At 68.7% G+C, this 21,543-nt stretch carries 19 protein-coding genes and 1 pseudogene; 17 read left to right on the top strand and 3 right to left on the bottom strand.

Annotated features, from left to right (window positions below; all coding sequences use genetic code 11):
- Positions 1-71 precede the first annotated feature (71 nt).
- On the bottom strand, positions 72-992 hold the full coding sequence (locus QFZ27_RS09230) for a LysR family transcriptional regulator (RefSeq protein ID WP_429225914.1): 921 nt from the start codon (positions 990-992) through the stop codon (positions 72-74).
- 123 nt (positions 993-1,115) lie between these two features.
- On the opposite strand from QFZ27_RS09230, the gene QFZ27_RS09225 reads away from it, so the two are divergent.
- The 15 genes from QFZ27_RS09225 (at position 1,116) to tnpA (ending at position 17,100) form a co-directional block, all read left to right on the top strand.
- Positions 1,116-2,276 carry an FAD-dependent monooxygenase gene (locus tag QFZ27_RS09225; protein ID WP_429225913.1) on the top strand — a complete coding sequence of 387 codons (1,161 nt, stop codon included), beginning with the start codon at positions 1,116-1,118 and terminating at the stop codon, positions 2,274-2,276.
- 94 nt (positions 2,277-2,370) lie between these two features.
- The gene (locus QFZ27_RS09220; protein WP_429225912.1) at positions 2,371-3,819 is read left to right on the top strand and encodes an MFS transporter; all 1,449 of its coding nucleotides are present in this window, start codon (positions 2,371-2,373) and stop codon (positions 3,817-3,819) included.
- Positions 3,820-4,018: 199 nt separating this feature from the next.
- Entirely contained in the window at positions 4,019-4,942 is a 924-nt protein-coding gene (locus QFZ27_RS09215) for an ABC transporter substrate-binding protein (protein ID WP_429225911.1), read from the top strand.
- Positions 4,943-5,017: 75 nt separating this feature from the next.
- Positions 5,018-5,824 carry an ABC transporter ATP-binding protein gene (locus QFZ27_RS09210; RefSeq protein ID WP_429225910.1) on the top strand — a complete coding sequence of 269 codons (807 nt, stop codon included), beginning with the start codon at positions 5,018-5,020 and terminating at the stop codon, positions 5,822-5,824.
- Positions 5,821-6,654 carry an ABC transporter permease gene (locus tag QFZ27_RS09205; RefSeq protein ID WP_429225908.1) on the top strand — a complete coding sequence of 278 codons (834 nt, stop codon included), beginning with the start codon at positions 5,821-5,823 and terminating at the stop codon, positions 6,652-6,654. Before QFZ27_RS09210 ends, QFZ27_RS09205 begins: the two co-directional genes overlap by 4 nt.
- A 33-nt stretch (positions 6,655-6,687) precedes the next feature.
- On the top strand, positions 6,688-7,509 hold the full coding sequence (locus QFZ27_RS09200; RefSeq protein WP_429225906.1) for an alpha/beta fold hydrolase: 822 nt from the start codon (positions 6,688-6,690) through the stop codon (positions 7,507-7,509).
- Positions 7,496-8,056, top strand: coding sequence for a TIGR02444 family protein (locus QFZ27_RS09195; RefSeq protein WP_429225905.1), 561 nt, complete (start codon positions 7,496-7,498; stop codon positions 8,054-8,056). The genes QFZ27_RS09200 and QFZ27_RS09195 overlap by 14 nt, the downstream gene beginning before the upstream one ends.
- Positions 8,044-8,625 carry a UbiX family flavin prenyltransferase gene (locus tag QFZ27_RS09190; RefSeq protein WP_429225904.1) on the top strand — a complete coding sequence of 194 codons (582 nt, stop codon included), beginning with the start codon at positions 8,044-8,046 and terminating at the stop codon, positions 8,623-8,625. Before QFZ27_RS09195 ends, QFZ27_RS09190 begins: the two co-directional genes overlap by 13 nt.
- 47 nt (positions 8,626-8,672) lie before the next feature.
- Positions 8,673-9,596, top strand: coding sequence for an ABC transporter substrate-binding protein (locus tag QFZ27_RS09185; RefSeq protein ID WP_429225902.1), 924 nt, complete (start codon positions 8,673-8,675; stop codon positions 9,594-9,596).
- A 95-nt stretch (positions 9,597-9,691) separates the two neighbouring features.
- Positions 9,692-12,070: a xanthine dehydrogenase family protein molybdopterin-binding subunit gene (locus QFZ27_RS09180; RefSeq protein WP_429225900.1), complete on the top strand. Its 2,379-nt coding sequence runs from the start codon at positions 9,692-9,694 to the stop codon at positions 12,068-12,070.
- Positions 12,071-12,083: 13 nt separating this feature from the next.
- Positions 12,084-12,575 (top strand): (2Fe-2S)-binding protein, encoded by a 492-nt coding sequence (locus QFZ27_RS09175; protein WP_429225898.1) that lies wholly within the window; start codon positions 12,084-12,086, stop codon positions 12,573-12,575.
- Positions 12,576-12,585: 10 nt separating this feature from the next.
- Positions 12,586-13,401, top strand: coding sequence for an FAD binding domain-containing protein (locus QFZ27_RS09170; protein WP_429225896.1), 816 nt, complete (start codon positions 12,586-12,588; stop codon positions 13,399-13,401).
- A 29-nt stretch (positions 13,402-13,430) separates the two neighbouring features.
- Positions 13,431-15,074: a UbiD family decarboxylase gene (locus QFZ27_RS09165; protein ID WP_429225895.1), complete on the top strand. Its 1,644-nt coding sequence runs from the start codon at positions 13,431-13,433 to the stop codon at positions 15,072-15,074.
- A 136-nt stretch (positions 15,075-15,210) separates the two neighbouring features.
- Positions 15,211-15,897 carry a GntR family transcriptional regulator gene (locus QFZ27_RS09160; RefSeq protein ID WP_429225893.1) on the top strand — a complete coding sequence of 229 codons (687 nt, stop codon included), beginning with the start codon at positions 15,211-15,213 and terminating at the stop codon, positions 15,895-15,897.
- A gap of 255 nt (positions 15,898-16,152) precedes the next feature.
- Positions 16,153-17,100, top strand: coding sequence for an IS66-like element accessory protein TnpA (tnpA, locus tag QFZ27_RS09155; RefSeq protein ID WP_429225891.1), 948 nt, complete (start codon positions 16,153-16,155; stop codon positions 17,098-17,100).
- Positions 17,101-17,297: 197 nt separating this feature from the next.
- On the opposite strand, the gene QFZ27_RS09150 is transcribed toward tnpA, so the two are convergent.
- Positions 17,298-17,537 (bottom strand): hypothetical protein, encoded by a 240-nt coding sequence (locus QFZ27_RS09150; protein ID WP_429225889.1) that lies wholly within the window; start codon positions 17,535-17,537, stop codon positions 17,298-17,300.
- 266 nt (positions 17,538-17,803) lie between these two features.
- On the opposite strand from QFZ27_RS09150, the gene QFZ27_RS09145 reads away from it, so the two are divergent.
- A complete protein-coding gene (locus QFZ27_RS09145) occupies positions 17,804-19,309 on the top strand; it encodes a calcium-binding protein (RefSeq protein WP_429225888.1) in 1,506 nt (501 codons plus the stop codon).
- 542 nt (positions 19,310-19,851) lie between these two features.
- On the opposite strand, the gene QFZ27_RS09140 is transcribed toward QFZ27_RS09145, so the two are convergent.
- Positions 19,852-20,595, bottom strand: coding sequence for an HAD family acid phosphatase (locus QFZ27_RS09140; protein ID WP_429225886.1), 744 nt, complete (start codon positions 20,593-20,595; stop codon positions 19,852-19,854).
- 191 nt (positions 20,596-20,786) lie between these two features.
- On the opposite strand from QFZ27_RS09140, the pseudogene QFZ27_RS09135 reads away from it, so the two are divergent.
- Positions 20,787-21,537, top strand: a pseudogene (locus QFZ27_RS09135) (IS5 family transposase).
- Positions 21,538-21,543 lie beyond the last annotated feature (6 nt).

Here is a 21,543-nt window from a genome sequence, read left to right as displayed (position 1 = left end):
CACCTGACAGGCGAATTGCTGGAACCAATGCCCTCAGCCGCTTCGCGTAGTAGCCACACGGGCGACTCGTCTCAGTCTCGCGTGGACGTCCGGCCCACGGCTTGGCCGGTGACGACGATGAAGTTGCGGACGAGCGCGAGCCCCTCGTCCCGGCGATAGGCCAGGTACAATGGCAGCGGCGGCAGCGCGCCCGGAGCGAGGGCACGATAGGTCACGGCCTGCCGGTGCAGCACCTGGATCGATGCCGGCACCAGCGTCACACCCCGGCCCGCTGCGACCAGATTGATCGCGGCGATCAGCCGGTGCACCACATCGGTCACCCGGGGGGTGACGCCGGCGGCCGCGAAGGCCCGCATGATGCCGTCGAACATGCCGGGCCCGTCCGGCCGGCGGTAGACCACGAGGTCCTGGCCCGACAGCATCGGCAATGTCAGCGGCCGCGCCACCGCCTGCGCCGACGCCAGCGGATGGTCCGACGGAATCGCCACCACCATGTCCTCCTGCGCCAGCACCGTGCTGGCCAGGCTGGCGAAGCCTTCCGTGCCGATATGCAGGAAGGCGGCGTCGATGCGCCGCTGCTCCAGCGCCAGGATCAGGCCGTAGGTCTCGCTCTCCTCCACCTCGAGCTGGACCAGCGGATAGGCCTGCCGGAAGGCCCGCATCAGATGCGGCGTCAGGTGGTGCAGCGAGGCCGAGCTGGTGAAGCCGACGGTTAGGCGGCCACGCTCGCCCCGGTCGAAGCGGCGGATATGCGCCACCGCCTCCTCCGCGCCGGCCAGCACCTGCCGCGCCCGCTCCAGGAACACCACGCCAGCGGCGTTGAGCGACAGCCGCTTCGGCTGGCGGTCGAACAACTGCACGCCGAGCTCAACCTCCAGCGCCCGGATCTGCTGGCCGAGCGGCGGCTGCTGGATGCCCAGCCGCTCGGCCGCCCGGGTGACGCTGCCCTCTTCCGCCACCGCGACGAAATAGCGGAGGTGCCGCAGTTCCATGGCCCTTTCCTTGCCTCTGATAGATCTTAAAAGTTTCTATATGGAACAAAATAGATATTTTACATACCCATTAGACGCAAGAACAATGGCGGCGGAAGCAACAACCTCATAGGGAGCAGGCCCATGGCCGCCGCCAAGCCAAAGATCGCCATCGTCGGAGCCGGGATGGGCGGGCTCGCCGCCGCCGCGACGCTTCGCCAGGTCGGAATCGACGTGACCGTCTACGAGCAGGCGCGGCAGTTCGCCCGCATCGGCGCCGGCATCCAGATGCTGCCGAACTCATCCCGCGTGCTGCGCGGCATCGGGGTCGAGGAGGGGCTGCGAAAGACGGCGTTCGAGCCCTATTCACATCTGAACCGGGTGTGGGACACCGGCGAGATCAAGCGCGAGCTGCCGATGCCGGAAAGCCTGTTCGGCGCGCCGTTCCTGTGCATGCACCGGGCGGACCTGCACGACGCGCTGCTGTCGGTGCTGCCGCCCGGGATCATTCACCTGGACAAGAAGCTGGTCGGGCTGGACCAGGCGGGCAGCGGCGTCACCCTGTCCTTCGCCGACGGCACCACCGCCCGGGCCGATGCGGTGATCGGCGCCGACGGCGTGCACTCGCTGGTGCGCGACCTGATCGTCGGGCCCGACGCGCCGCTGCACAAGGGCCGCATCGCCTATCGCGCCGTGTTCGACGCCAAGCTGATGAAGGGCGGCGAGATCCGGCCGTCGCGCACCAAATGGTGGGGGCCGGACCGGCATATCGTCATCTATTACACGGCGCAGGACCGCAGTCAGCTGTACTTCGTCACAAGCGTCCCCGAGCCGGCCGACTGGGTGACCCGGGAATCCTGGTCGGCCAAGGGCGATGTCCACGAGTTGCGCGCCGCCTATGAGGGCTTCCATCCGGAGGTCCGCATGGTGCTGGAGGCCTGCCCGGACTGCCACAAATGGGCGATCCTGGAGCGCGAGCCGCTGCCGCATTGGAGCGACGGCCGGATCGTGCTGCTGGGCGACGCCTGCCACCCGATGACGCCCTACATGGCCCAGGGTGCCGCGACCTCGATCGAGGACGCCGCGGTGCTGGCGCGCTGCCTGACCGCGGTGGGCAATGACGACATCGAAGGCGCGTTCCGCCGCTACGAGGCCAGCCGCAAGCCGCGAACCTCGCGCATCCAGGCGATCTCGAGCGCTAACACCTGGATGTCCGGCGGCAACGAGGACACCAGCTGGCTGTACGGCTATGACGCCTGGACCGCGCCGCTGGCCGAGACGGGCGACCTGGCGCTGGCCGGCTGAGGCCGGACCATAAGAAGGCCCCGGGGGCCGGGCGGCATCCGCGCCGTCCGGCTGCGGCGGCACAACAACAAGAGTTCGGGGGAGGAGAACGATCGTGCAGGACGACGTTTCACTATTGCCAGGCGCATCCGGCGCCGCCATCGCCCGGTCCCGGGCGGCCATCGTCGACGACCCGCAGCGGGCCGCGCTGCTGATCGCGCGGATGGAGCACATCCCGTTCTGCCGCTGGCACATGCGCGCCCGCATCGTCATGGGCAGCGCCACCTTCCTGGACGCCTTCGACGCCCTATCGCTGGCCTTCGTGCTGCCCATCCTGGTGCGGCTGTGGGGGCTGTCGCCGCTAGACATCGGCTGGCTGATCGCCGCCAGCTATATCGGCCAGCTGGCCGGCGCCCTGCTGTTCAGCGCGCTGGCCGAGGCGCGCGGCCGGGTGCCCAGCGCGGCGCTGGCGACCGCCATCATGTCGATCATGAGTCTGGGCTGCGCCCTGGCCGGAAACCTGCCGATGCTGTTCGCCTGCCGGCTGGTGCAAGGCATCGGCGTGGGCGGCGAGATGCCGGTGGCCGCCACCTATATCAGCGAGTTCTCGCGGGCGCAGGGGCGCGGCCGCTTCTTCATGCTGTACGAGATGATCTTCCCGATCGGGCTGATGGCCGCCGGGCAGATCGGCACGGTGCTGGTGCCGCTGCTGGGCTGGAAGACGATGTTCCTGATCGGCGGCATTCCCGGCCTGATCATCGCCGTGCTGGTGGCCCGCCTGCCGGAATCGCCGCGCTGGCTGATCGCCCGGGGACGGCTGGACGAGGCGCAGGCGATCATCGAGGCCGGCGAGGCCAGCGCGCGGCGCAAGCACCCGGAGTTCCGGCCGCTGGCCGTCGCCCCTCCGGCCGCCGCGCCCTTGCCGCCCGGGGCCGGGAGCCCGCGGCAGCGCAGCCGCTGGGCCGAGCTGCTGCGGCGGCCCTATCGCAGCCGCACGCTGGTCGCCTGGACCCTGTGGGCCTGCGCCTTCTTCGTCGCCAACAGCCTGAACAACTGGATGCCGACGCTGTACCACACGGTCTACGGGCTGGAGCTGGGCGACGCCCTGCGCGCCGCGTCGATGACCAATGTTGCGCAGGTCGCCCTGCTGCTGGTCTGCGCCTTCTGCGTCGACCGGGTCGGCCGGCGCAACTGGACCCTGGCATCCTTCCTGGTCGGCGCCGCGCTGCTGGCCGCGCTGGCCTTCGGCGGCACCGGCAGCCTGGCCGAGGTCATCGTCCTGGCGACGCTGTCCTACGGCGTGGTCGGGTCGGTCAATGCGGTGCTGTACCTGTACACGCCCGAGATCTATCCGACCCGGATGCGGGCGATCGGCACCGGGCTGGCGACATCCTGGCTGCGCCTGGCCTCGGCGGTCGGGCCGGCGCTGGTCGGGCTGATGGTCGGCAAGCACGGCATCGCCTCGGTCTTCGCCATGTTCGCCGGCGTCGCCGTGGTCGGGGCGCTGGCCGCGACGCTGATGATCGAGACTCGCGGCCGGCAGCTGGAGGACATCGCACGGTAGGCCGCGAGGGGCGCTTGACTCCCCCAAGATTGTCATACAATATGACGGTCATTCAAAGTACGCACACCAAGATGCGGCCTTGAACAAACAAGAAGAGATGCGCTGCGCATCCACCTCTGGGATTGGGACGCACAAGATGAAACAGCTGCATTCGGTTTGCAGAGCGATTGGCCTTCATGCCTCGTTCGGCATCGCTCTGATGGCACCCGTGATCGCGCATGCCGCCGACGCCTGGCGCTATGGCGTGGTCGAGGCAAAGGGCGATGCCGGGCTGATCTTTATGCCCGCCCGCTTCGGCGAGAAATACGGCCTCGACATCGAGATGGTCGAGTTCACCAGCAGCACGACGCCGGTGAAGGCCCTGATCTCCGGCGACATCGACGCCTTCACCACCTCGCCCGGGGTGGCGCTGGTGGCGATGTCGCGCAACGCCGCGCTGAAGTTCGTCGGCTGCAACTGGCAGGGCGCGACCTACACGCTCTACGGCGCCGCCGACATCAAGACCATGGCCGACCTGAAGGGCCAGAGCATCGGCGTCTCTGGCCCCGGCTCGATGCCTGACCTGTTCGCCCGCGAGGTGCTGATGTCGGGCGGCGTCGATGACGGCGACGTCACCTTTGCCAATGCCGGCGGCGGCTCCGACCGGTTCCGCGCGCTGATCGCCGGGGTGGTCAAGGCCACCGCGACCACCAGCGAGTTCGAGCCCGAGGCGGAGAAGCGCGGCTTCACCATCCTGGCGCGGGCGCATGAGGCGATGCCGATGTTCTCCCGCAACTGCATCGTCACCACCGCCAGGACGGTGGCCGAGCGGCGGGACCAGCTGGTGCGCTTCCTGGCCGCGAACATGGACGGCTACGATTACGCCCTGACCCACCGCGACGAGACCAACGCGCTGGCCCGCGAGATCGCCAAGCTGCCGGATGGCGACACCAGCGCCGCCTACATCTATGACGAGGCGGTGCGCCAGAAGAGCATCGATCCGCTGCTGACCATCCCGGTGGACCGGCTGCAATGGATCGAGGACATGCTGGCCCGCCACGGCGTGGTCGACGAGAAGAAGGACGTGTTCGCCTTCGTCGATGACGGCCCGCGCGCCGACGCCCTGAAGATCCGGAAGCCCTAAGATCCGGAAGCCCTGACGCGCCTCGGCCCGTCCGGCAACCCTCCCCCTGAAACCGTCGAGGAATGGCGCAGAGCGATGCCTCACGTCCAGATCCAGAACGTATCGAAGACCTTCGGCCTCAAGGTCAACGGCCAGACCCTGACGGCCCGGGCGCTCGACGGCGTGTCGTTCGAGGTCGAGCAGGGCGAGGTCGTCGCCCTGGCCGGTCCCAGCGGCTGCGGCAAGACCACGGCGCTGCGCATCATCATGGGGCTGGAGGCCGCGAGCTCCGGCGCCGTTACGGTCGGCAACCGCGCCATCGCCGGCTGCGGTCATGACCGCGGCATGGTCTTCCAGCACGCCGAGCTGCTGCCGTGGAAGACCGTGCTGGAGAACGTCAAGTTCGGGCTGGCGATGAAGGGCATGCCGAAATCCGACATCGACGGCATGGCGGCCCGTTATATCGAGCTGGTCGGCCTGTCGCACGCCAAGGACCGCCGGCCGCACCAGCTGTCCGGCGGCATGAAGCAGCGGGTCGGCATCGCCCGCGCCCTGGCGATCGATCCGGAGGTGCTGCTGATGGACGAGCCCTTCGGCGCGCTGGATTCGCAGACCCGTGAGACGCTGCAGATGGAGCTGCTGACCATCCATGAGCGGACGCGGAAGACCATCATCTTCGTCACCCACGACCTGGACGAGGCCGTGCTGCTGGCCGACCGCGTGGTCGTGCTGAACGCCGGCCGGGTGCAGGAAATCATCCCGATCGATCTCGGCCGGCCGCGGCGCGACATCCGGGCGGTCCAGACCAATCCGGAGTTCATGAGGAAGCGGACAATGATCTGGGAGGCCCTGCACGACTCCAGTCCCGCCGAGGACCGGGTGACGGTCCGGAGGTCGGCATGACGATGACGACGCAGGCCGGTGGCCATGCCGGCGCGGCTGCCCTCGCTGCCGCGAAGCCGCGCTGGCGGATGCCGAGCTGGGCCATCACCACCGTGTCGCTGATCGTGGTCATCGGCATCTGGCAGGCGTGCGGGCCGTTCATCAACCCGCTCTTCGCCTCCTACCCGAGCGAGATCCTGCGCGCGGCCTGGAAGATGACGGCCTCCGGCGAGCTGCCGAAGGCCTTCCTCTCCAGCATGCAGCCCTTCCTGGCGGGATACGCGCTGGCGGCGATCCTCGGCGTCCCGGCCGGGCTGCTGCTGGGCCGGTTCCGCGTGCTCGACGCCGCTTTCGGCATCTACATCATCGCCGGCTATTCGACGCCGCTGATCGCCCTGGTGCCGCTCTTGATGATCTGGTTCGGCCTGGGTTTCGTGGTGAAGACGGTCATCATCTTCCTGCTCACCTTCTTCCCGGTCTGCATCAACACCTGGATCGGGGTGAAGGCGGTGCCGCGGACGCTGCTCGAGGTCGGCACCGCGTTCTGCGCCCCGCAATCGGCGGTGATGCGGCAGATCGTGCTGCCGGCGGTGCTGCCCTACATCATGGCCGGGCTGCGGCTGGGCATCGGCAAGGCGGTGATCGCCATGGTCATCGCCGAGTTCCTGACCGCCATCTCCGGCCTCGGCGGCGTCATCATCGGCGCGGCGAACAGCTTCAAGACCGCCGATATGTTCGTGCCGATCATCATCATCATGGTGCTCGCCGTGCTGCTGACCGCCCTGGTCGGCTTCATCGAGCGCCGGGTCGCCCCCTGGCACAGCGAGCTGACCGGGCGCGAAGGCGTCTGATTTCTCCATCGACCAAACGCAGCGGATTTCGTCATGACCCATGCTGATGCTTTGTCCTGGACCAGCGCCCGCATGCGCGACGGCGCGAAGATCGCCTACCGCCTGACCCGGGGCGGCGGCCGCCGGCGCTTCGCCCTGGTGCATTCCCTGGCCATGGACGGGACCTTCTGGGACCGGACGGCCGCGCAGCTCGGCGACGACGCCGACATCCTGGTCCATGACTGCCGCGGCCATGGCCGCTCGGACAAGCCGGCCGGCCCCTACACCGTGGCGCAGTTCGCCGACGATCTCGCCGAGCTGTTCGCCGCCGTCGGCTGGGACAAGGCCGTGGTCGCCGGCGCGTCGATGGGCGGCTGCGTCTCGCTCGCCTTCGCCGCGGCCCATCCGGGCAAGGTCGCCGGCCTCGGCCTGGTCGACACCACCGCCTGGTACGGCGCGGCCGCCCCGCAGCAATGGGAGGAGCGCGCCCAGAAGGGCCTGCAGGAGGGCCTGGCGGCCCTGGTCCCGTTCCAGGTGTCGCGCTGGGTCACCGAGGCGTTCCGCGAGGCCAACCGCGCGCTGGTCGATGCGGCGGTCGCGACCTTCCTGGCCAACGACCCGGCCGCCTATGTCGAGACCTGCCGGATGCTCGGCGCGGCGGACCTGCGCGCCGCCCTGCCCGGCTTCGCCTGGCCGACCCGGATCCTGGTCGGCGAGGAGGACTATGCCACCCCGATGGCAATGGCCGAGGCGATGCGCGACGCCATCCCCGGCGCCCGGCTGCGCATCATCCCCGGCGCCCGGCACCTGACGCCGCTGGAATGCCCCGAGGTGATCGCCGGGGAATTGCGGGAGCTGGCCGATGCCTGCGCCTGACCCTGAGCTTCCGCTGGACGGCCCGCTCTGGCGCTTCGCCACGCGCGTCTATGGCCGGCCCGGCGTGGCCCAGGCCTGCCTGGCGCTGCAGCAGCGCTTCGACGCCGACGTCAACCTGCTGCTGTTCGCCGCCTGGCTCGGGGCGGAGCGGGACACGGCCCTGTCGGTTCCGCTGTCGCGGCAGGCGCAGCGCCGCATCGATGCCTGGCATGAAGACATCGTCCGGCCGCTGCGCGCCGTCCGCCAGCGTATGAAGGCGGGGCCGGCGCCGGCCCCATGCGCCGCGACCGAGGCGCTGCGCGACGCGCTGAAGGCGGTCGAGATTGGCAGCGAGCGGATCGAGCTCGCAGTGCTGGAGACCCTGGCCCCCGAGGCGGCGCCGGACCGCCCCGGCCCCGACCTCGATGCGATCGTCCGCAGCAATCTGCGGACCGTCCTGGCGCTGTCCGCCCGCGAGGATCTGTTCGCCGAGGCGGGCCGGCCGGTCCGCGCCATCGCCCGCGCGGCGCTCGACGTCACCGAGGAGGCCGTGCCATGCGCCGGCTGATCGTGGCCCTGACCGGCGCCTCCGGCATCGTCTACGGCGTCCGCGCGCTGCAGCTGCTGCGCGAGGTCGAGGATGTCGAGACCCATCTGATCCTGTCGCCATCCGCCATCCGCACCGCGGCCGAGGAGCTGGATATCGGCGCCGACGAGATCCGCGGCCTGGCCGACAAGGTGCACAGCTTCCGCGACGTCGGCGCCTCGATCTCCTCCGGTTCCTACAAGACGATCGGCATGCTGGTCGCCCCCTGCTCGGTGAAGACGCTGAGCGGCATCGCCCATTGCTACAATGACGAGCTGGTGGTGCGCGCCGCCGATGTCTGCCTGAAGGAGCGGCGCCGGGTGGTGCTGCTGTTCCGGGAGACGCCGCTGCATGCCGGCCACATCGCGCTGATGCAGCAGGCGACGCTGAACGGCGCCGTGATCATGCCGCCGGTGCCGGCCTTCTACCACCGGCCGAAGACGATCGACGACATCGTGACCCAGACGGTCGGGCGCGCCCTGGACCTGTTCGGCATCGTCCTGCCGCTGGTCAAGCGCTGGACCGAGGAGCCCGGCGACGGCGAAGGCTGACCGCCGCGCCCGTCCCACCGCCAACACCGCGTTCAGAGAGACAGACCATGGCCCACGAGCTCAAGATCATCGCCTTCCCGGGGGCGCCCAACCTGCCGGTCTTCGCCGCCCTGAAACACGGGTATTTCGCGGCCGAGGGGCTGGAGGTCGCCTTCACCGCCACCCCGAGCTCGACCTACCAGTTCGAGGCGTTCGGCGCGGGCCAGTTCGACATCGCCTTCACCGCCTTCGACAACATCGTCGCCTATCAGGAGGGCCAGGTCGCCGTGGCCCTGGCGAGCCCGCCGGATTTCCGCGTCATCATGGGCGCCACCCAGGTGGAGCTGAGCGCGGTGGTGGCCCCCACGATCGAGCGCGCCGCGGATCTGCGCGGCAAGAGCCTGGCGCTGGACGCGGTCGGCACCGGCTTCGCCTTCGTGCTCTACGCCATGCTCGAGGAGCTGGGGTTGTCGATGGCGGATTACGAGCGCGTTCCCGTCGGCGCCACGCCGGACCGCTGGCAGTCGGTCAAGGACGGCACCCATGCCGGCACCATCACGATCGAGCCGTTCACCAGCATCGCCCGCGCCGCCGGCTTCCGCGTGCTGCGGCAGAGCACCGAGACCTTCCCGGCCTATCAGGGTGGCATCGTCGCCGTCCGGCAGGGCTGGGCCGAGCAGAATGCCGACCGGGTGAAGGCCTTCATCCGCGGCTACCTCAAGGGCCTGGACTGGACGCTGGCGCCGGAGAACCGGGAGCAGGCCGCAGCCCTGCTGCTGGCGAAGATGCCGGAGATCAAGCCGGGCGTCGTCGACAAGGTCCTGGCCAGCGTGCTGTCCCCCCGCTCCGGCCTGACGCCGCGCGGGGAGGTGCTGCGCGACGGCATGAAGACGGTGCTGGAGCTGCGGTCGCGCTACGGCCGCCCGGAGAAGAGCCTAACCGATGTCGACATGTACCTTTCGCTGTCCTTCTACCAGGACGCCGTCGCCTGAGGCCCGGAGCGCCGCGAAAGGATTGATCTGTTTTGTATGATTGTCATACAATCATACAATATTATGGAACGAGGTTGGTGCTGGGAGGCCCCTCTGTGCTGAGCGAGCGGACATTCAAGGCGGTCGGCAAGCCGCTGGAACGGAAGGAGGATCGGCGGCTGATCACCGGCAAGGGCCGGTTCAGCGACGATTTCAGCCTGCCCGGCCAGGTCTGGGCGGCGATGGTGCGGTCGCCCTACCCGCATGCCCGCATCGTCGTGATCGACGCCGCGGAGGCCCTGGCCCTGCCCGGCGCGCTGGGCGTCTTCACCGGGGCCGACTGCCTGCGGGATGGGCTTAAGCCGATACCGCACAACCCCGTGCCGTCGACCCAGTACGACGTCAAGCTGACCGGCCGCGGCGGCACCCCCGTCTTCATCGGCCCGCACATGCTGCTGCCGGCCGACAAGGCCCGCCATGTCGGCGAGGCCGTCGCCATGGTCGTCGCCGAGACCCGCGACCAGGCCCGGGCGGCGGCCGAGGCGGTGATGGTCGATTACGAGGAGCTGCCCTGGGTCGCCGACACCTCGGCCGCGGCCGAGCCCGACGCGCCGTCGGTGTGGGACGAGCTGCCGGACAACGTCCTGGTTGACAGCAGCTTCGGCGATGTCGAGGGGACGGCGGCCGCCTTCGCCCGGGCGCGGCACGTGGTCAGCATGAAGGTGCATATCGGCCGCGTCACCGGCGTGCCGCTGGAGCCGCGGGCCGCGCTGGGCTCCTACGATGTCGAGACCGGGCGCTACACGCTGTATGCCGGCAGCGGCGGCGCGGTGCGGCAGAAGCGGGAGCTGGCCGAGGTGCTGGGCGAGGCGCCGGAGGCGCTGCGCGTCCTGTCCTTCGATGTCGGCGGCAATTTCGGCACCCGCAACCGCGCCTACGTCGAATTCGGCCTCGTCCTGTGGGCCTCGAAAAAGCTCGGACGGCCGGTCAAGTTCCGGGCCGAGCGGTCGGAATCCTTCCTGACCGACTACCAGGGCCGGGACCTCGTCACCGAGGTGTCGCTGGCCATCGACGAGACCGGCAAGTTCCTGGCGATGCGGGCCTCGAACCTCAGCAATGTAGGCGCCCGCTGCGTGTCGCTGTCGCCGCTGAGCAAGGGGTCGGGTCTGATCACCGGGTCCTACGACATCCCGTTCGCCACGCTGCGCTCCTGGGCGGTGTTCTCGAACACCATGCCGACCCAGGCCTATCGCAGCTCGGGCCGGCCGGAGGTGACCTTCGCGATCGAGCGGCTGATCGACAAGGCGGCGCGCGAGCTGGGCTTCGATCGGCTGGAGCTGCGCCGCCGCAATCTGGTGGCGCCGGAGCGGTTCCCGTATCGCAACGCGGTCGGGTCGACCTATGACAGCGGCGAGTACGAGGCCAATATGGACCGCATCCTGGCGTTGGCCGACTGGCAGGGCGCGGAGCAGCGCCGCGCCGAGGCTCGCGCCCGCGGCAAGCTGATGGGGCTGGGCTTCGCCAACTATGTCGAATCCTCGATCGGCACGCCGAAGGAGCGGGCCGACATCATCGTCACGCCGGACCACAAGGTCGAGGTGGTGATCGGCACCCAGCCGGCCGGCCAGGGCCACGAGACCAGCTTCGCCCAGGTGACGGCCGACCTGCTGGGCGTGCCGTTCGAGGCGGTCACCATCACCCTGGGCGACACCGATGTGGTCAGCGCCGGCGGCGGGACCCATTCCGGCCGCTCGATGCGGCATGCCGCCACCGTGCTCGCCCTGGCATCCGAGGACCTGATCGCCAAGGCGCAGCGCTTCGCTGCGCATATGTCAGGCACCCCGGCGGAGTCCATCCATTTCGAGGACGGGCTGTTCCGGCTGGAGGGCAGCAACCGCAGCCTGTCCTGGTTCGACCTGGCCCGGCACGCCGAGGACCCCGGCCTGCCGGAGGATCTGCGCGGCGGGCTGCGGGTGCGCCGCGACAACGAGATGCACACCCCGGTCTTCCCGAACGGCGCCTGCGTCTGCGAGATCGAGATCGACCCGGACACCGGCGGGCTGGAGATCACGCGCTATTCCACGGTCGACGATGTCGGGCGCTGCATCAACCCGCTGATCGTGCACGGCCAGACCCATGGCGGCATCGCCCAGGGCGTCGGCCAGGCGCTGTGGGAGCATTGCACCATCGACGAGACTTCGGGGCAGCCGATCAGCGGCTCGTTCATGGATTACGGCATGCCGCGCTTCGACAACATGCCGTCCTTCCAGACGCAGATCGTCGAGGTGCTGTCGCCGACCAACCCGTTCGGGGTGAAAGCCGGCGGCGAAGGCGGCACCACGCCGGCCCCGGCGGTGATCATGAGCGCCATCGAGGACGCGCTGTCGTCCTTCGGCGCGCCGCATATCGACATGCCGGCGACGCCGGTGAAGATCTGGACCGCCATCCAGGCGGGCCGAGCCGGCCTGGCGGGCCGGGCCAGCGCGGCTGGCTGAGGAGGGCCACCCCATGGCATTCGTGTCCATGACCATCAACGGAGAGCCCGTCGCCCGCGAGGTCGAGGACCATCAGGTCCTGGCCACTTTCCTGCGCGAGACGCTGGGCCTGACCGGCACCCATGTCGGCTGCGACACCACGCAGTGCGGCTGCTGCGTCGTGCGCCTGGACGGGGTGTCGGTGAAATCCTGCACCGTGCTGGCCGCCCAGGCCGATGGCGGCACCATCACCACCGTCGAGGGGCTGGCCGAGGGCGAGGTGCTGCATCCCGTGCAGCGGGCCTTCCAGACGCATCACGCGCTGCAATGCGGCTTCTGCACGCCCGGCATGATCATGGCCGCGGTCGACCTGATCGACCGTCACCCGGGCGACCTGACGGCCGAGATCGTGCGCGAGGAGATGGAAGGCAACCTGTGCCGCTGCACCGGCTACCACAACATCGTCAAAGCCATTCTGGCGGCCGCGGAGGAGATCCGCGGCCCCTCCTCCCTGGCCGCGGAATAGGAGGAAGGTGATGCACCCGACCCGATACCATCGCGTGGCGACCGTCGCCGAGGCGGCCCGGCTGTTCGCCGGGCAGGAGGACCCGTCATACCTCTCCGGCGGGCACACGCTGCTGCCGACCATGAAGCTTGGCCTGCGGCAGCCCTCGGACCTGATCGACCTCGGCCGAATCGAGGAGATGCGGGGGATCGAGGTCGAAGGCGGCATCCTGTCGATCGGCGCCGCCACCCGCCATGCCGAGACCGCGGCGTCGCCCCTCGTCCGCCGGCACATCCCGGCCCTGGCCGGGATGGCCGGATCGATCGGCGACCGCCATGTCCGGCATCGCGGCACGATGGGCGGATCGGTCGCCAACAACGACCCGGCCGCGGACTACCCGGCCGCGGTGCTGGGCCTGGGCGCCACGGTGGTCACCGACCGCCGGCGGATCCCGGCCGACGACTTCTTCACCGGCCTGTACGAGACGGCGCTGGAGCCCGGCGAGATCATCACCCGGATCGACTACCCGATCCCGGATTCGGCCGGTTATGCCAAGTTCCGCAGCCCCGCCTCGCGCTTCGCCATCGCCGCGGCCTTCGTGGTGCGGACCGGCGGCGCGGTGCGGGTGGCCGTGACCGGGGCCGGCTCCGGCGGCGTGTTCCGCGCCTGCGAGCTGGAGGATGCACTGTCGCGCGATTTCAGCAGCGCGGCGCTGGCCGCCTGCCGCATCGACCCCGACCTGATGCTGGCCGACCAGAACGGCACCCCGGAGTACCGTGCCAACCTCGCGATGGTGATGGCGCGCCGCGCCGTCGACGCCATGGGCGAGGCGAGATCCTACAAATGACGGATGCATCGCTTTCCAGGAGACCGGCCGTGAGTAGTTCGATTCCGCAGGGTGCGCCGTCGGATCTGCAGGAGCATCTGGCCCGGCTGGAGCAGCTGGGCCTGCTGACCCGGATCGACCGCCCGATCGACAAGGATTCGGAGCTGCACCCCCTGGCCCGCTGGCAGTTCCAAGGCGGGCTGCACGAGACCGAGCGGCGCGCCTTCCTGTTCACCAACGTGCTCGGCGCCAAGGGCGAGGCCTATGACATCCCGGTCGTGGTCGGCGGCCTGGCGGCTTCGCCCGCCATCTACGCCGCCGGGCTGGGCGTGCCGGTGGACCAGATCGGCGAGGTCTGGGTCAAGGCCATGGCGGCGCCGGTCGCCCCGGTGCTGGTGACCGACGCGCCGTGCCAGGAGGTGGTGCTGACCGGGGCCGATCTGGCGACGCCGGGCGGCGGCCTGGGCCATCTGCCGGTGCCGATCTCGACCCCCGGCTTCGACGCCGCCCCCTATCTGACCGCCACGCTCTGCGTCACCCGTGACCCGGAGAACGGCGTCCAGAACATGGGCACCTACCGGGCGCAGTTGAAGGCCGACGACCGGCTGGGCGTGCGCATGGCGACGCGGCTAAGCGGCGCCGGCGGCTATCTGCACTGGCAGAAATATAAGGCGCTGGGCCAGCCGATGCCCTGCGCCATCGTCATCGGCTGCGCCCCGGCGGTGCTGTTCACCGGCCCGCAGAAGCTGCCGATCGACCAGGACGAGATGGCGGTGGCCGGCGGCCTGATGGGCCGGCCCGTCCGCACGGTGCGCTGCAAGACCATCGACCTAGTGGTGCCGGCCGATTCCGAGATCGTCATCGAAGGGCTGATCGACACCGACCTGCTGGAGCCGGAAGGCCCGTTCGGCGAGAGCCACGGCCATGTCGCCCTGGAGGATTTCAACATGTCGATGCGGGTGACGGCGATCACCCGCAAGCACAAGCCGGTCTTCGTCTCGATCGTCAGCCAGGTGACGCCGAGCGAATCCTCGGTGCTGAAGAAGGTCGCCTATGAGCCGATGTTCCTGCAGCACCTGAAGCAGGTGCTGGGCATCCGCGGCATCAAGCGAGTTGTCATGCACGAGCCGCTGACCAACCTGCGCAAGGTGATCTTCCTGCAATTCGCGAAGGGCACGCCGAAGCCGGAGGTGTGGCGCGGCCTGCAAGGCGCCGCCACCCTGCAGGCGCAGTGCGGCAAGCTGGTGATCGCGGTGTCGGAGGACATTAATCCCGAGAACGCCGACGCCATCTTCTGGTCCCTGGCTTACCGGTCGGATTTCAGCGAGGACCTGCTGGTCACCCCATACCGGTCGAGCGGCCATGGCCCGAAATCCGGGCGCGGCGCGCTGGAGGGCACGCTGCTGATCGATGCCACGCTGAAGCACGAAATGCCGCCGCTGGCCTTGCCGGCGGAGCAATATATGACCAAAGCCAAGGCGATCTGGGAAGAGCTGGACCTGCCCCGGATCGCACCGCAATCGCCCTGGCACGGCTACGAGCTGGGCGACTGGGCGCCGGAATGGACCGGCTTCGCCGACGCCGCCGTCGCCGGGGATTGGCGGGCGACCGGTGACCAGACCTTCGCCCGGCGGCGCGGCGGGCTGAAGCCGGAGACGCCGGTCCGGGCCGCCGAAGCGCCGAAGAAGACCTGACGGCGGAGACCTCGCGATGGGCACAAAACCCGCATCACCGGAGCCGAATTCCAAACCGCCGGCCGCCGATATAGTCTCTCCGCGGGTCGCCGGAGTCCGGCCGGCCGGGACGAGAGCGAAGAGCAGCGAAAGCGGAATGGCGGACAAGGTCCTCGACAGGCGGCTGGCGCCGGTGCAGCAGCAATCAGCGCCCCTGCGCAACAAGATCATCGCCGCCTTGCGCAGCGCGATCGAGACGGGGGTGCTGGAGCCCGGGGCGCGGCTGGTCGAGAAGGATCTGTGCGAGCAGCTTTCCGTCAGCCGTACCTCGCTACGCGAGGCGCTGCGCGAGCTGCAGGCCGAAGGGATCCTGGGCTACATCGCCAATCGCGGCCTGTCGGTCAGCGCCGTCTCGACCGACGATGCCCGGAACATCTACCGCCTGCGCTCCGTGCTGGAGGCGCTGGTGGTCGAGCAGTTCATCGAGAAGGCCAGTGACGCCCAGATCGACGCCCTGGAGCGTGACGCCGAGGCCCTGAAGAAGGCCTATCGCGGCGGCATCCTGGAACAGATGCTGAGCGCAAAGCGGGCCTTCTACGACCGGATCTGCTCCGGCGCCGAGAACCCGATCGCCTTCGACATGATTACCCGGCTGGTGCTACGCACCTCCAGCCTGCGGGCGCGCTCGCTGGTGCGCAAGCAGCGCCAGCAGCAGAGCATCAAGGAGATCGACGTGCTGGTGCAGGCGATCCGTCGCCGTAACACCGAGGAGGCGCGCCGGGCGGCGATCGAGCATGTCGAGCATGCCGCACGTTCGGCCCTCGGCGACGCTGTAGCGGACTGACGCGGCTGGCGGTCAGCTCCCAGAGCTTCCGCGATCAAAATTGGTTCTGCTTTCGCGCCGATGGCTCTTCGGGCATGCCCGCTCCGGGAAATCTGGAGAGCCTCCGAACATCGGCAAAGGGCCGACTTGTAGCCTTCCTTTGAGAGTAAGCGTGATCCGACGGCCGCCTCTGTTGGCATTGGCGGAAAGGCTGCAGAATAGGTGTCCACTTATTTTAAGTGGACACTTGTTCGGGGGTGAGTGGTGCCATCGGGAATGACACGCCGGCGCTGGAGCCGGGCCGAGAAGCAGGCGATCATGGCGGAGGCGCATGCGCCTGGCGCTTCGGTGTCGGAGGTGGCGCGGCGGCAGGGGGTGAACGCGAACCTGCTGTTCAAGTGGCTGCAGATGGCGGGCCGGAGGCGCCCCAGCGAGATGCCGGAGGCGCCGCCGGCGGAAGGTGCGGTTCCCTCCGCGATGAAGTTCGTGCCGCTGGGGGTGTTCTCGCGGGACGACGGGACGGGCGAGGCGGCGGTGAAGCTGCCGGTGGTGCCCCCGGCGCCGGCGCCGAAGCCATCGCGGCCGCCGGTGCCGGCAACGCCGAAGCTGGGGGAGCGGGCCGGGGTGATCGAGATCGATCTTCCCGACGGCACCCGGGTCCGGGTCGACGCTTTCGTCAATCTATACGAAGTCTTCGACCACACCGGCTCGGCCGCAGCAAAGGCGGCGCTGGACCGGATCGGCGACCTCTTCGCCGTCGAGCGCGAGATCAAGGGACGCGGCCCGGCAGAGCGCCTGGCCACCCGGCAGGAGCGCTCGGTGCCGATCCTCGCAGACCTCCGGCGACTGTTCGACGACGCCCTGGCCAGGACCAGCACCAAGGGCAAGCTCGCCGTGGCGATCCGCTACTCCACCACCCGCTGGCCGGCACTGACCCGATACACCACCGACGGCCGGCTGGAGATGAGCAACAATGCCGCCGAGCGCGCCATCAGGCCCCTGGCCCTGGGGCGGAAGAACTATCTGTTCGCCGGCAGCGACGCCGGAGGCCAGAGAGCCGCCGCCATGTACACCATCATCGAGACCGCCAAGATGTCTGGCCTCGACGTCGAGGCCTATCTCGCCGACATCATCGCCCGCATCGCCGACCACCCGATCAACCGCATTGACCAGTTGCTGCCCTGGAACCGGCAGCCCCTCCGCCGCCTCGATCAAGCCGCCTGACACCCGGCCGTCGGATCACGACTACCCCTGCGAAGCCGCTTCTCCCCTTCCATCCCACCACTCTCGCGCTTCCGAGAAGCATGTCCATGGGATGATGCTTCGCCGTCGTAGGAGAACGAAGGATGGGCGTCCGTCCCCGCTCGTTGGCAAAGTAAACTTCGATCTGTTGCAGCCCTAGTGCACGAAGTCCGACGCCGTCAGGGATGGTCGGAATAGACGTCGATGTTCGAGTCCGGGCTCTTGTCGCCGTCGGTGTCGATTGCCGAACAGGTTGATCCGATCGCCGGCGGCGAAGACCGCGATCGTGTCCTTGCCGCTACCTCTTCGTCGCTCTGCACAACAACGCAGTTCTCGCTGCCCTGGGCGGCGTCGGGCCTGGCTTGCTGACCAGCAAGACCCTGGTCGACTGCAACAATACCGTCGATGCGGATGGCCATCGCGGCGCTCCGCGAAGTTCGGTTCTGACGATCCTCGGAGAAGCTGGACCTGAGAATCGCCGATCGTCCTCTTCGGCGTCGCGCGACTCCGGCGACGCGATTTTCCGAGCATCCACCGGAATTTAGTTCCATCGATCTCGTGTTTTGTTGCGTTCTTGCCGGCGGCGCTGGAGCCTGCTCGAATCAGGCCCGTCCTGGCCCATGATGGTCGCAAATGGTCGCGAATTCCGAAGATCGGGCCTTGTATCGTTACGAAAGGGCATTTCATGGCGGTTTTCACCGTGCCCAACGGCACCGGCTTGAACGGCAACGGCATCCAGTTCGGCACGCTGTCGCAGATCGCGGCCCCGGGCGTCGCCGGCATCCCGTTCATCAACCAGACCTTCAGCATCTTCTTCTTCAACGACCCCGGGCAGCTGGAGGTCACCGGCACCGGAATGTCGTTCACCCTTCCGAACACCTTTGGCGGCACCGTCGACAGCCTGACCTACTACAATCCGGCGGCCACCCCGATCTTCACCATCACTGGCATGAGCACGCCGCTGGCGGATGTCGCCTCGGGCTTCCTCACCCCCGGCGGTGAGCTGGCGGCGCTGGCCATCATCTTCTCCGGCAACGACACCATCACCGGGTCGACCCAGGCCGACCGGCTGTACGGCTTCGACGGCATCGACACCATCAATGGCGGCGCCGGCGACGACACCCTCCGCGGCGGCGCCGGCGGCGACACTCTCAACGGCGGCGCCGGCTCGGACTTCGCCAACTACCAGGGATCGAGCGCCGAGGTCTTCGTCGACATACAGAGTAATTTGCTCTTTAGCGGCGACGCCACAGGCGATGTGCTGAACAGCATCGAGAACCTCTACGGCTCGAGCTTCAGCGACACCCTGTCCGGCGACGCCGGCCGCAACATCATCGGCGGCGAGGGCGGTGCCGACCTGATCGACGGCCGCGCCGGCGACGACGCGCTGTCGGGCGAGGCGGGTGACGACATCCTGAACGGCCGGGACGGCGCCGACCGGCTGGTCGGCGGCGATGGGACCGACAGGCTCTCCGGCGGCACCGGCAACGACTCCATCGATGGCGGGACCGGCAACGACAGCGCTTTCGGCGAAGAGGGCAACGACAGCATCGCCGGCGGCGCCGGGACCGACAACCTCGACGGCGGCGACGGCAACGATATTCTCGAAGGCGGGGCCGGGGCCGACACCCTCACCGGCGGCAACGGCATCGACACCGCCAGCTATGCCAGCTCGGCGGCCGGCGTGACCGTGGTGCTCGGCGGCGCCTCCAGCGGCGGCGATGCCCAGGGCGACACCCTGACCGGCATCGAGCAGGTGATGGGCTCTGGCTTCGCCGACAGCATCACCGGCGATGCCGGCGCCAACACGCTGTGGGGCCTGGCGGGCGACGACGTGCTCACCGGCGGCGGCGGCGCCGACACGCTGAAGGGCGGCGCCGGCAACGACCGCTTCGTCTATCTGGCCATCGGCGACAGCACGGTCGCGGCGGCGGGCAGGGACACGATCACCGACTTCAGCACCGGCGACAAGATCGACCTGTCGGCGATCGACGCCAACGGCGCCGGCCCGGGCGACGCCGCCTTCACCTTCGGCAACGGCGCCTTCACCGCCGCCGGCCAGGTCCGGGTGCTGGATTTCGGCGGCGGCCGCTACGGCGTCTATCTCGAGACCACCGGCAACAACGTGGAGGATTCGGTCATCACCGTCTATTCCGACCACGCCCTGACCGCGGCGGACTTCGTGCTGTAAAGCGCAGCCGCCGCGCCCGCCCTCCTCCGTCCGCAACCGGGGGAGGGCGGAATTCCATCGTCCGATCGCGATCGGTCCGCTCAGTAAAGCTCGCCCTGCCCTGGAGCTGGCCTCCTGACCCGCGGCCTTCTGATCACGCTACCCTTTGAGAGCTCGGCAGAAAGCAGAAAGCCCCGCCTTTTTGGGGCGGGGCTCTGGATCAGATCTCGATGTGTATCGAGTTATAACAAAGGTGGTTGCGGGGACACGCAACTACCTACGCCCACGCACGACGACGTACGATCATCGGACCGCCCGCCGAGCCTCGGCGGCACTGTCTCCTCGGTGCAAGCGCCCAGTGCCAGCCGGCAGGTTCGGCGCCGACACCAACGTCGCCTTCGCTCCTCACCTCGGGGAATCGGCGGCGGGTGGGAGCACGATTGACCACGGCGTCCTGCCCCTCGCTGACCGCAAAGGGTGAGACGCGGATATCGCTGTGGTCGCTGACGCTCGTTCGAGATGGTGATCGGCCGGCGCTGGATTTTAGATGATGGGAAGAGCGATCAGGGCACGCGGTAAAACGGGTTCGGCAGCAGGAACGCACGCTGTGCATGGCCGCCCTCGAGATCCGAGGGCCGGTCGCCGACATTGGCGACGATCGTATAGCCCTCGCCCTCGATTGCGGCACGCACCGGCGCCTTGAACTCCGCGGCCGAGGTGAAATGCGCACCATCAGGCACCATCGCCAACCTGACATAGCCGCCATAGCCCGCTGCAGCGAGGTTCCGCTCCGTGGCCGCCCGCTGGCTCTCCGGCCGCCCGGTGATGAAGAAGACCGCCACGTCCGCGGCCCGGGCCTGCCGGAACAGGGCCTGGGTCGGCCTGATGGCCGGATCGCGCCCGAGCTGGTCCCAGGCCGCCCAGCCGCACGGCCCTTCCCCCGCCGGGTCGCACGAGCCGACGATCGGCCGTCCGAAATCGTCGCGCTGGATGATCTCCCAGTTCGACAGGGCAGTCTCGTCGATGTCGAGCACCAGCGCCGGGCGGGCCACGCCGGCCCGGCCGGCGAGCCAGCGCCCGGCCTGCGCGGCGATGTCGGCGACATCGCGGTCATAGGCGCCCGAGTTGCGATAGGCGAGCGCCGCAGTCCGCGCGTCGCCGACATTGGCCGGCTGACTCGCGACGGAAACGAAGGGCGATGCCGTCGGCGCCGCGTGCCGATCGGCAGCGCAGGCCGAGAGGCCCAGGCAAATCACGACGGCAAGAATGCCGGGCATCGGGTTGGGACGGCGGCAAAGCGGCAGCACGGACGACCTCCCAGTGGTGGACGCGTTTCGGACCAGTCGGATCCGACCTGTTCGGACTGGATGAACATGAGCTTGATCTCGCCCGTTGCCTTGCAAACTCCCGTTAGAGCCGAGGCCTTCCATTCGCGGCGTCCTAAGGTCTGTTGATATTCCGGATTCCCATCCGGGCCCGATTGTGATTCAAACTTCGGATGGAACGCTTCGTACTGACTGACGCCCAATGGGCGAAGATGGAACCGCATTGCCTGGGCAAGCCGACGGACCCTGGACGAAGCGGTAAGGACAACCGGCTGTTCGTCGAAGCCGTGCTTTGGATCGTTCGCACAGGAAGTCCGTGGCGGGACCTGCCGGCCTTCTTCGGCAAGTGGAACAGTGTCTTCACCCGATATCGCAGCTGGGTCGAAGCCGATGTTTCGTTCGGCTTTTCGAAGCCTGTTCGGACCAGCCCGACATGGAGTACGCCATGGTCGACGCCACCATCGTCAAGGTCCACCGCCACGGCCAGGGCGCAAAAGGGGGACTCAGAGCCAGGCCATAGGCCGCTCCAAGGGCGGCATGACGACCAAGATCCTCGCCCTCTGCGACGCGCTCGGCAACCTTGTGCGCTTCGGCCTGCTGCCCGGTCAGCGATTCGACACGGTTGGCCTCGAACCGCTCATCGACGGCGTCTGCTTCGACGCTCTGATCGCCGACAAGGCCTTCGACAGCAACGCCATTGTCGCCGACCTCAACCAACGCGGGGCCAAGATCGTCATCTCCCAGCACCCACGCCGAAAACAGCCGCTGTCCATCGACACCGAGATGTACAAACGGCGGCACCTGATCGAGAATTTCTTCTGCAAACTCAAAGAGTTCAAACGCATCGCCATGCGCGCCGACAAAACCGATCAGAGCTTCTCCGCCTTCATCTATCTCGCCGCTGCCGTCATCCATTCCAGATGAATATCA

It is taken from the genome of Inquilinus ginsengisoli, from assembly GCF_050434925.1.
GTDB classification, from domain to species: Bacteria; Pseudomonadota; Alphaproteobacteria; order DSM-16000; family Inquilinaceae; genus Inquilinus; species Inquilinus ginsengisoli_B.
Note: the sequence above shows the minus strand (reverse complement) of the source record. Positions and strands in the feature narration are given on the sequence as shown.

What these genes read in the sequence shown, in the direction of transcription:
- QFZ27_RS09230 (WP_429225914.1), bottom strand. Translation starts at nt 992, where the DNA reads ATGGAACTGCGGCACCTCCGCTATTTCGTCGCGGTGGCGGAAGAGGGC.
- QFZ27_RS09225 (WP_429225913.1), top strand. Translation starts at nt 1,116, where the DNA reads ATGGCCGCCGCCAAGCCAAAGATCGCCATCGTCGGAGCCGGGATGGGC.
- QFZ27_RS09215 (WP_429225911.1), top strand. Translation starts at nt 4,019, where the DNA reads ATGGCACCCGTGATCGCGCATGCCGCCGACGCCTGGCGCTATGGCGTG.
- QFZ27_RS09210 (WP_429225910.1), top strand. Translation starts at nt 5,018, where the DNA reads ATGCCTCACGTCCAGATCCAGAACGTATCGAAGACCTTCGGCCTCAAG.
- QFZ27_RS09205 (WP_429225908.1), top strand. Translation starts at nt 5,821, where the DNA reads ATGACGATGACGACGCAGGCCGGTGGCCATGCCGGCGCGGCTGCCCTC.
- QFZ27_RS09200 (WP_429225906.1), top strand. Translation starts at nt 6,688, where the DNA reads ATGACCCATGCTGATGCTTTGTCCTGGACCAGCGCCCGCATGCGCGAC.
- QFZ27_RS09195 (WP_429225905.1), top strand. Translation starts at nt 7,496, where the DNA reads ATGCCTGCGCCTGACCCTGAGCTTCCGCTGGACGGCCCGCTCTGGCGC.
- QFZ27_RS09190 (WP_429225904.1), top strand. Translation starts at nt 8,044, where the DNA reads ATGCGCCGGCTGATCGTGGCCCTGACCGGCGCCTCCGGCATCGTCTAC.
- QFZ27_RS09185 (WP_429225902.1), top strand. Translation starts at nt 8,673, where the DNA reads ATGGCCCACGAGCTCAAGATCATCGCCTTCCCGGGGGCGCCCAACCTG.
- QFZ27_RS09175 (WP_429225898.1), top strand. Translation starts at nt 12,084, where the DNA reads ATGGCATTCGTGTCCATGACCATCAACGGAGAGCCCGTCGCCCGCGAG.
- QFZ27_RS09170 (WP_429225896.1), top strand. Translation starts at nt 12,586, where the DNA reads ATGCACCCGACCCGATACCATCGCGTGGCGACCGTCGCCGAGGCGGCC.
- QFZ27_RS09160 (WP_429225893.1), top strand. Translation starts at nt 15,211, where the DNA reads ATGGCGGACAAGGTCCTCGACAGGCGGCTGGCGCCGGTGCAGCAGCAA.
- tnpA (WP_429225891.1), top strand. Translation starts at nt 16,153, where the DNA reads ATGACACGCCGGCGCTGGAGCCGGGCCGAGAAGCAGGCGATCATGGCG.
- QFZ27_RS09150 (WP_429225889.1), bottom strand. Translation starts at nt 17,537, where the DNA reads ATGGCCATCCGCATCGACGGTATTGTTGCAGTCGACCAGGGTCTTGCT.
- QFZ27_RS09145 (WP_429225888.1), top strand. Translation starts at nt 17,804, where the DNA reads ATGGCGGTTTTCACCGTGCCCAACGGCACCGGCTTGAACGGCAACGGC.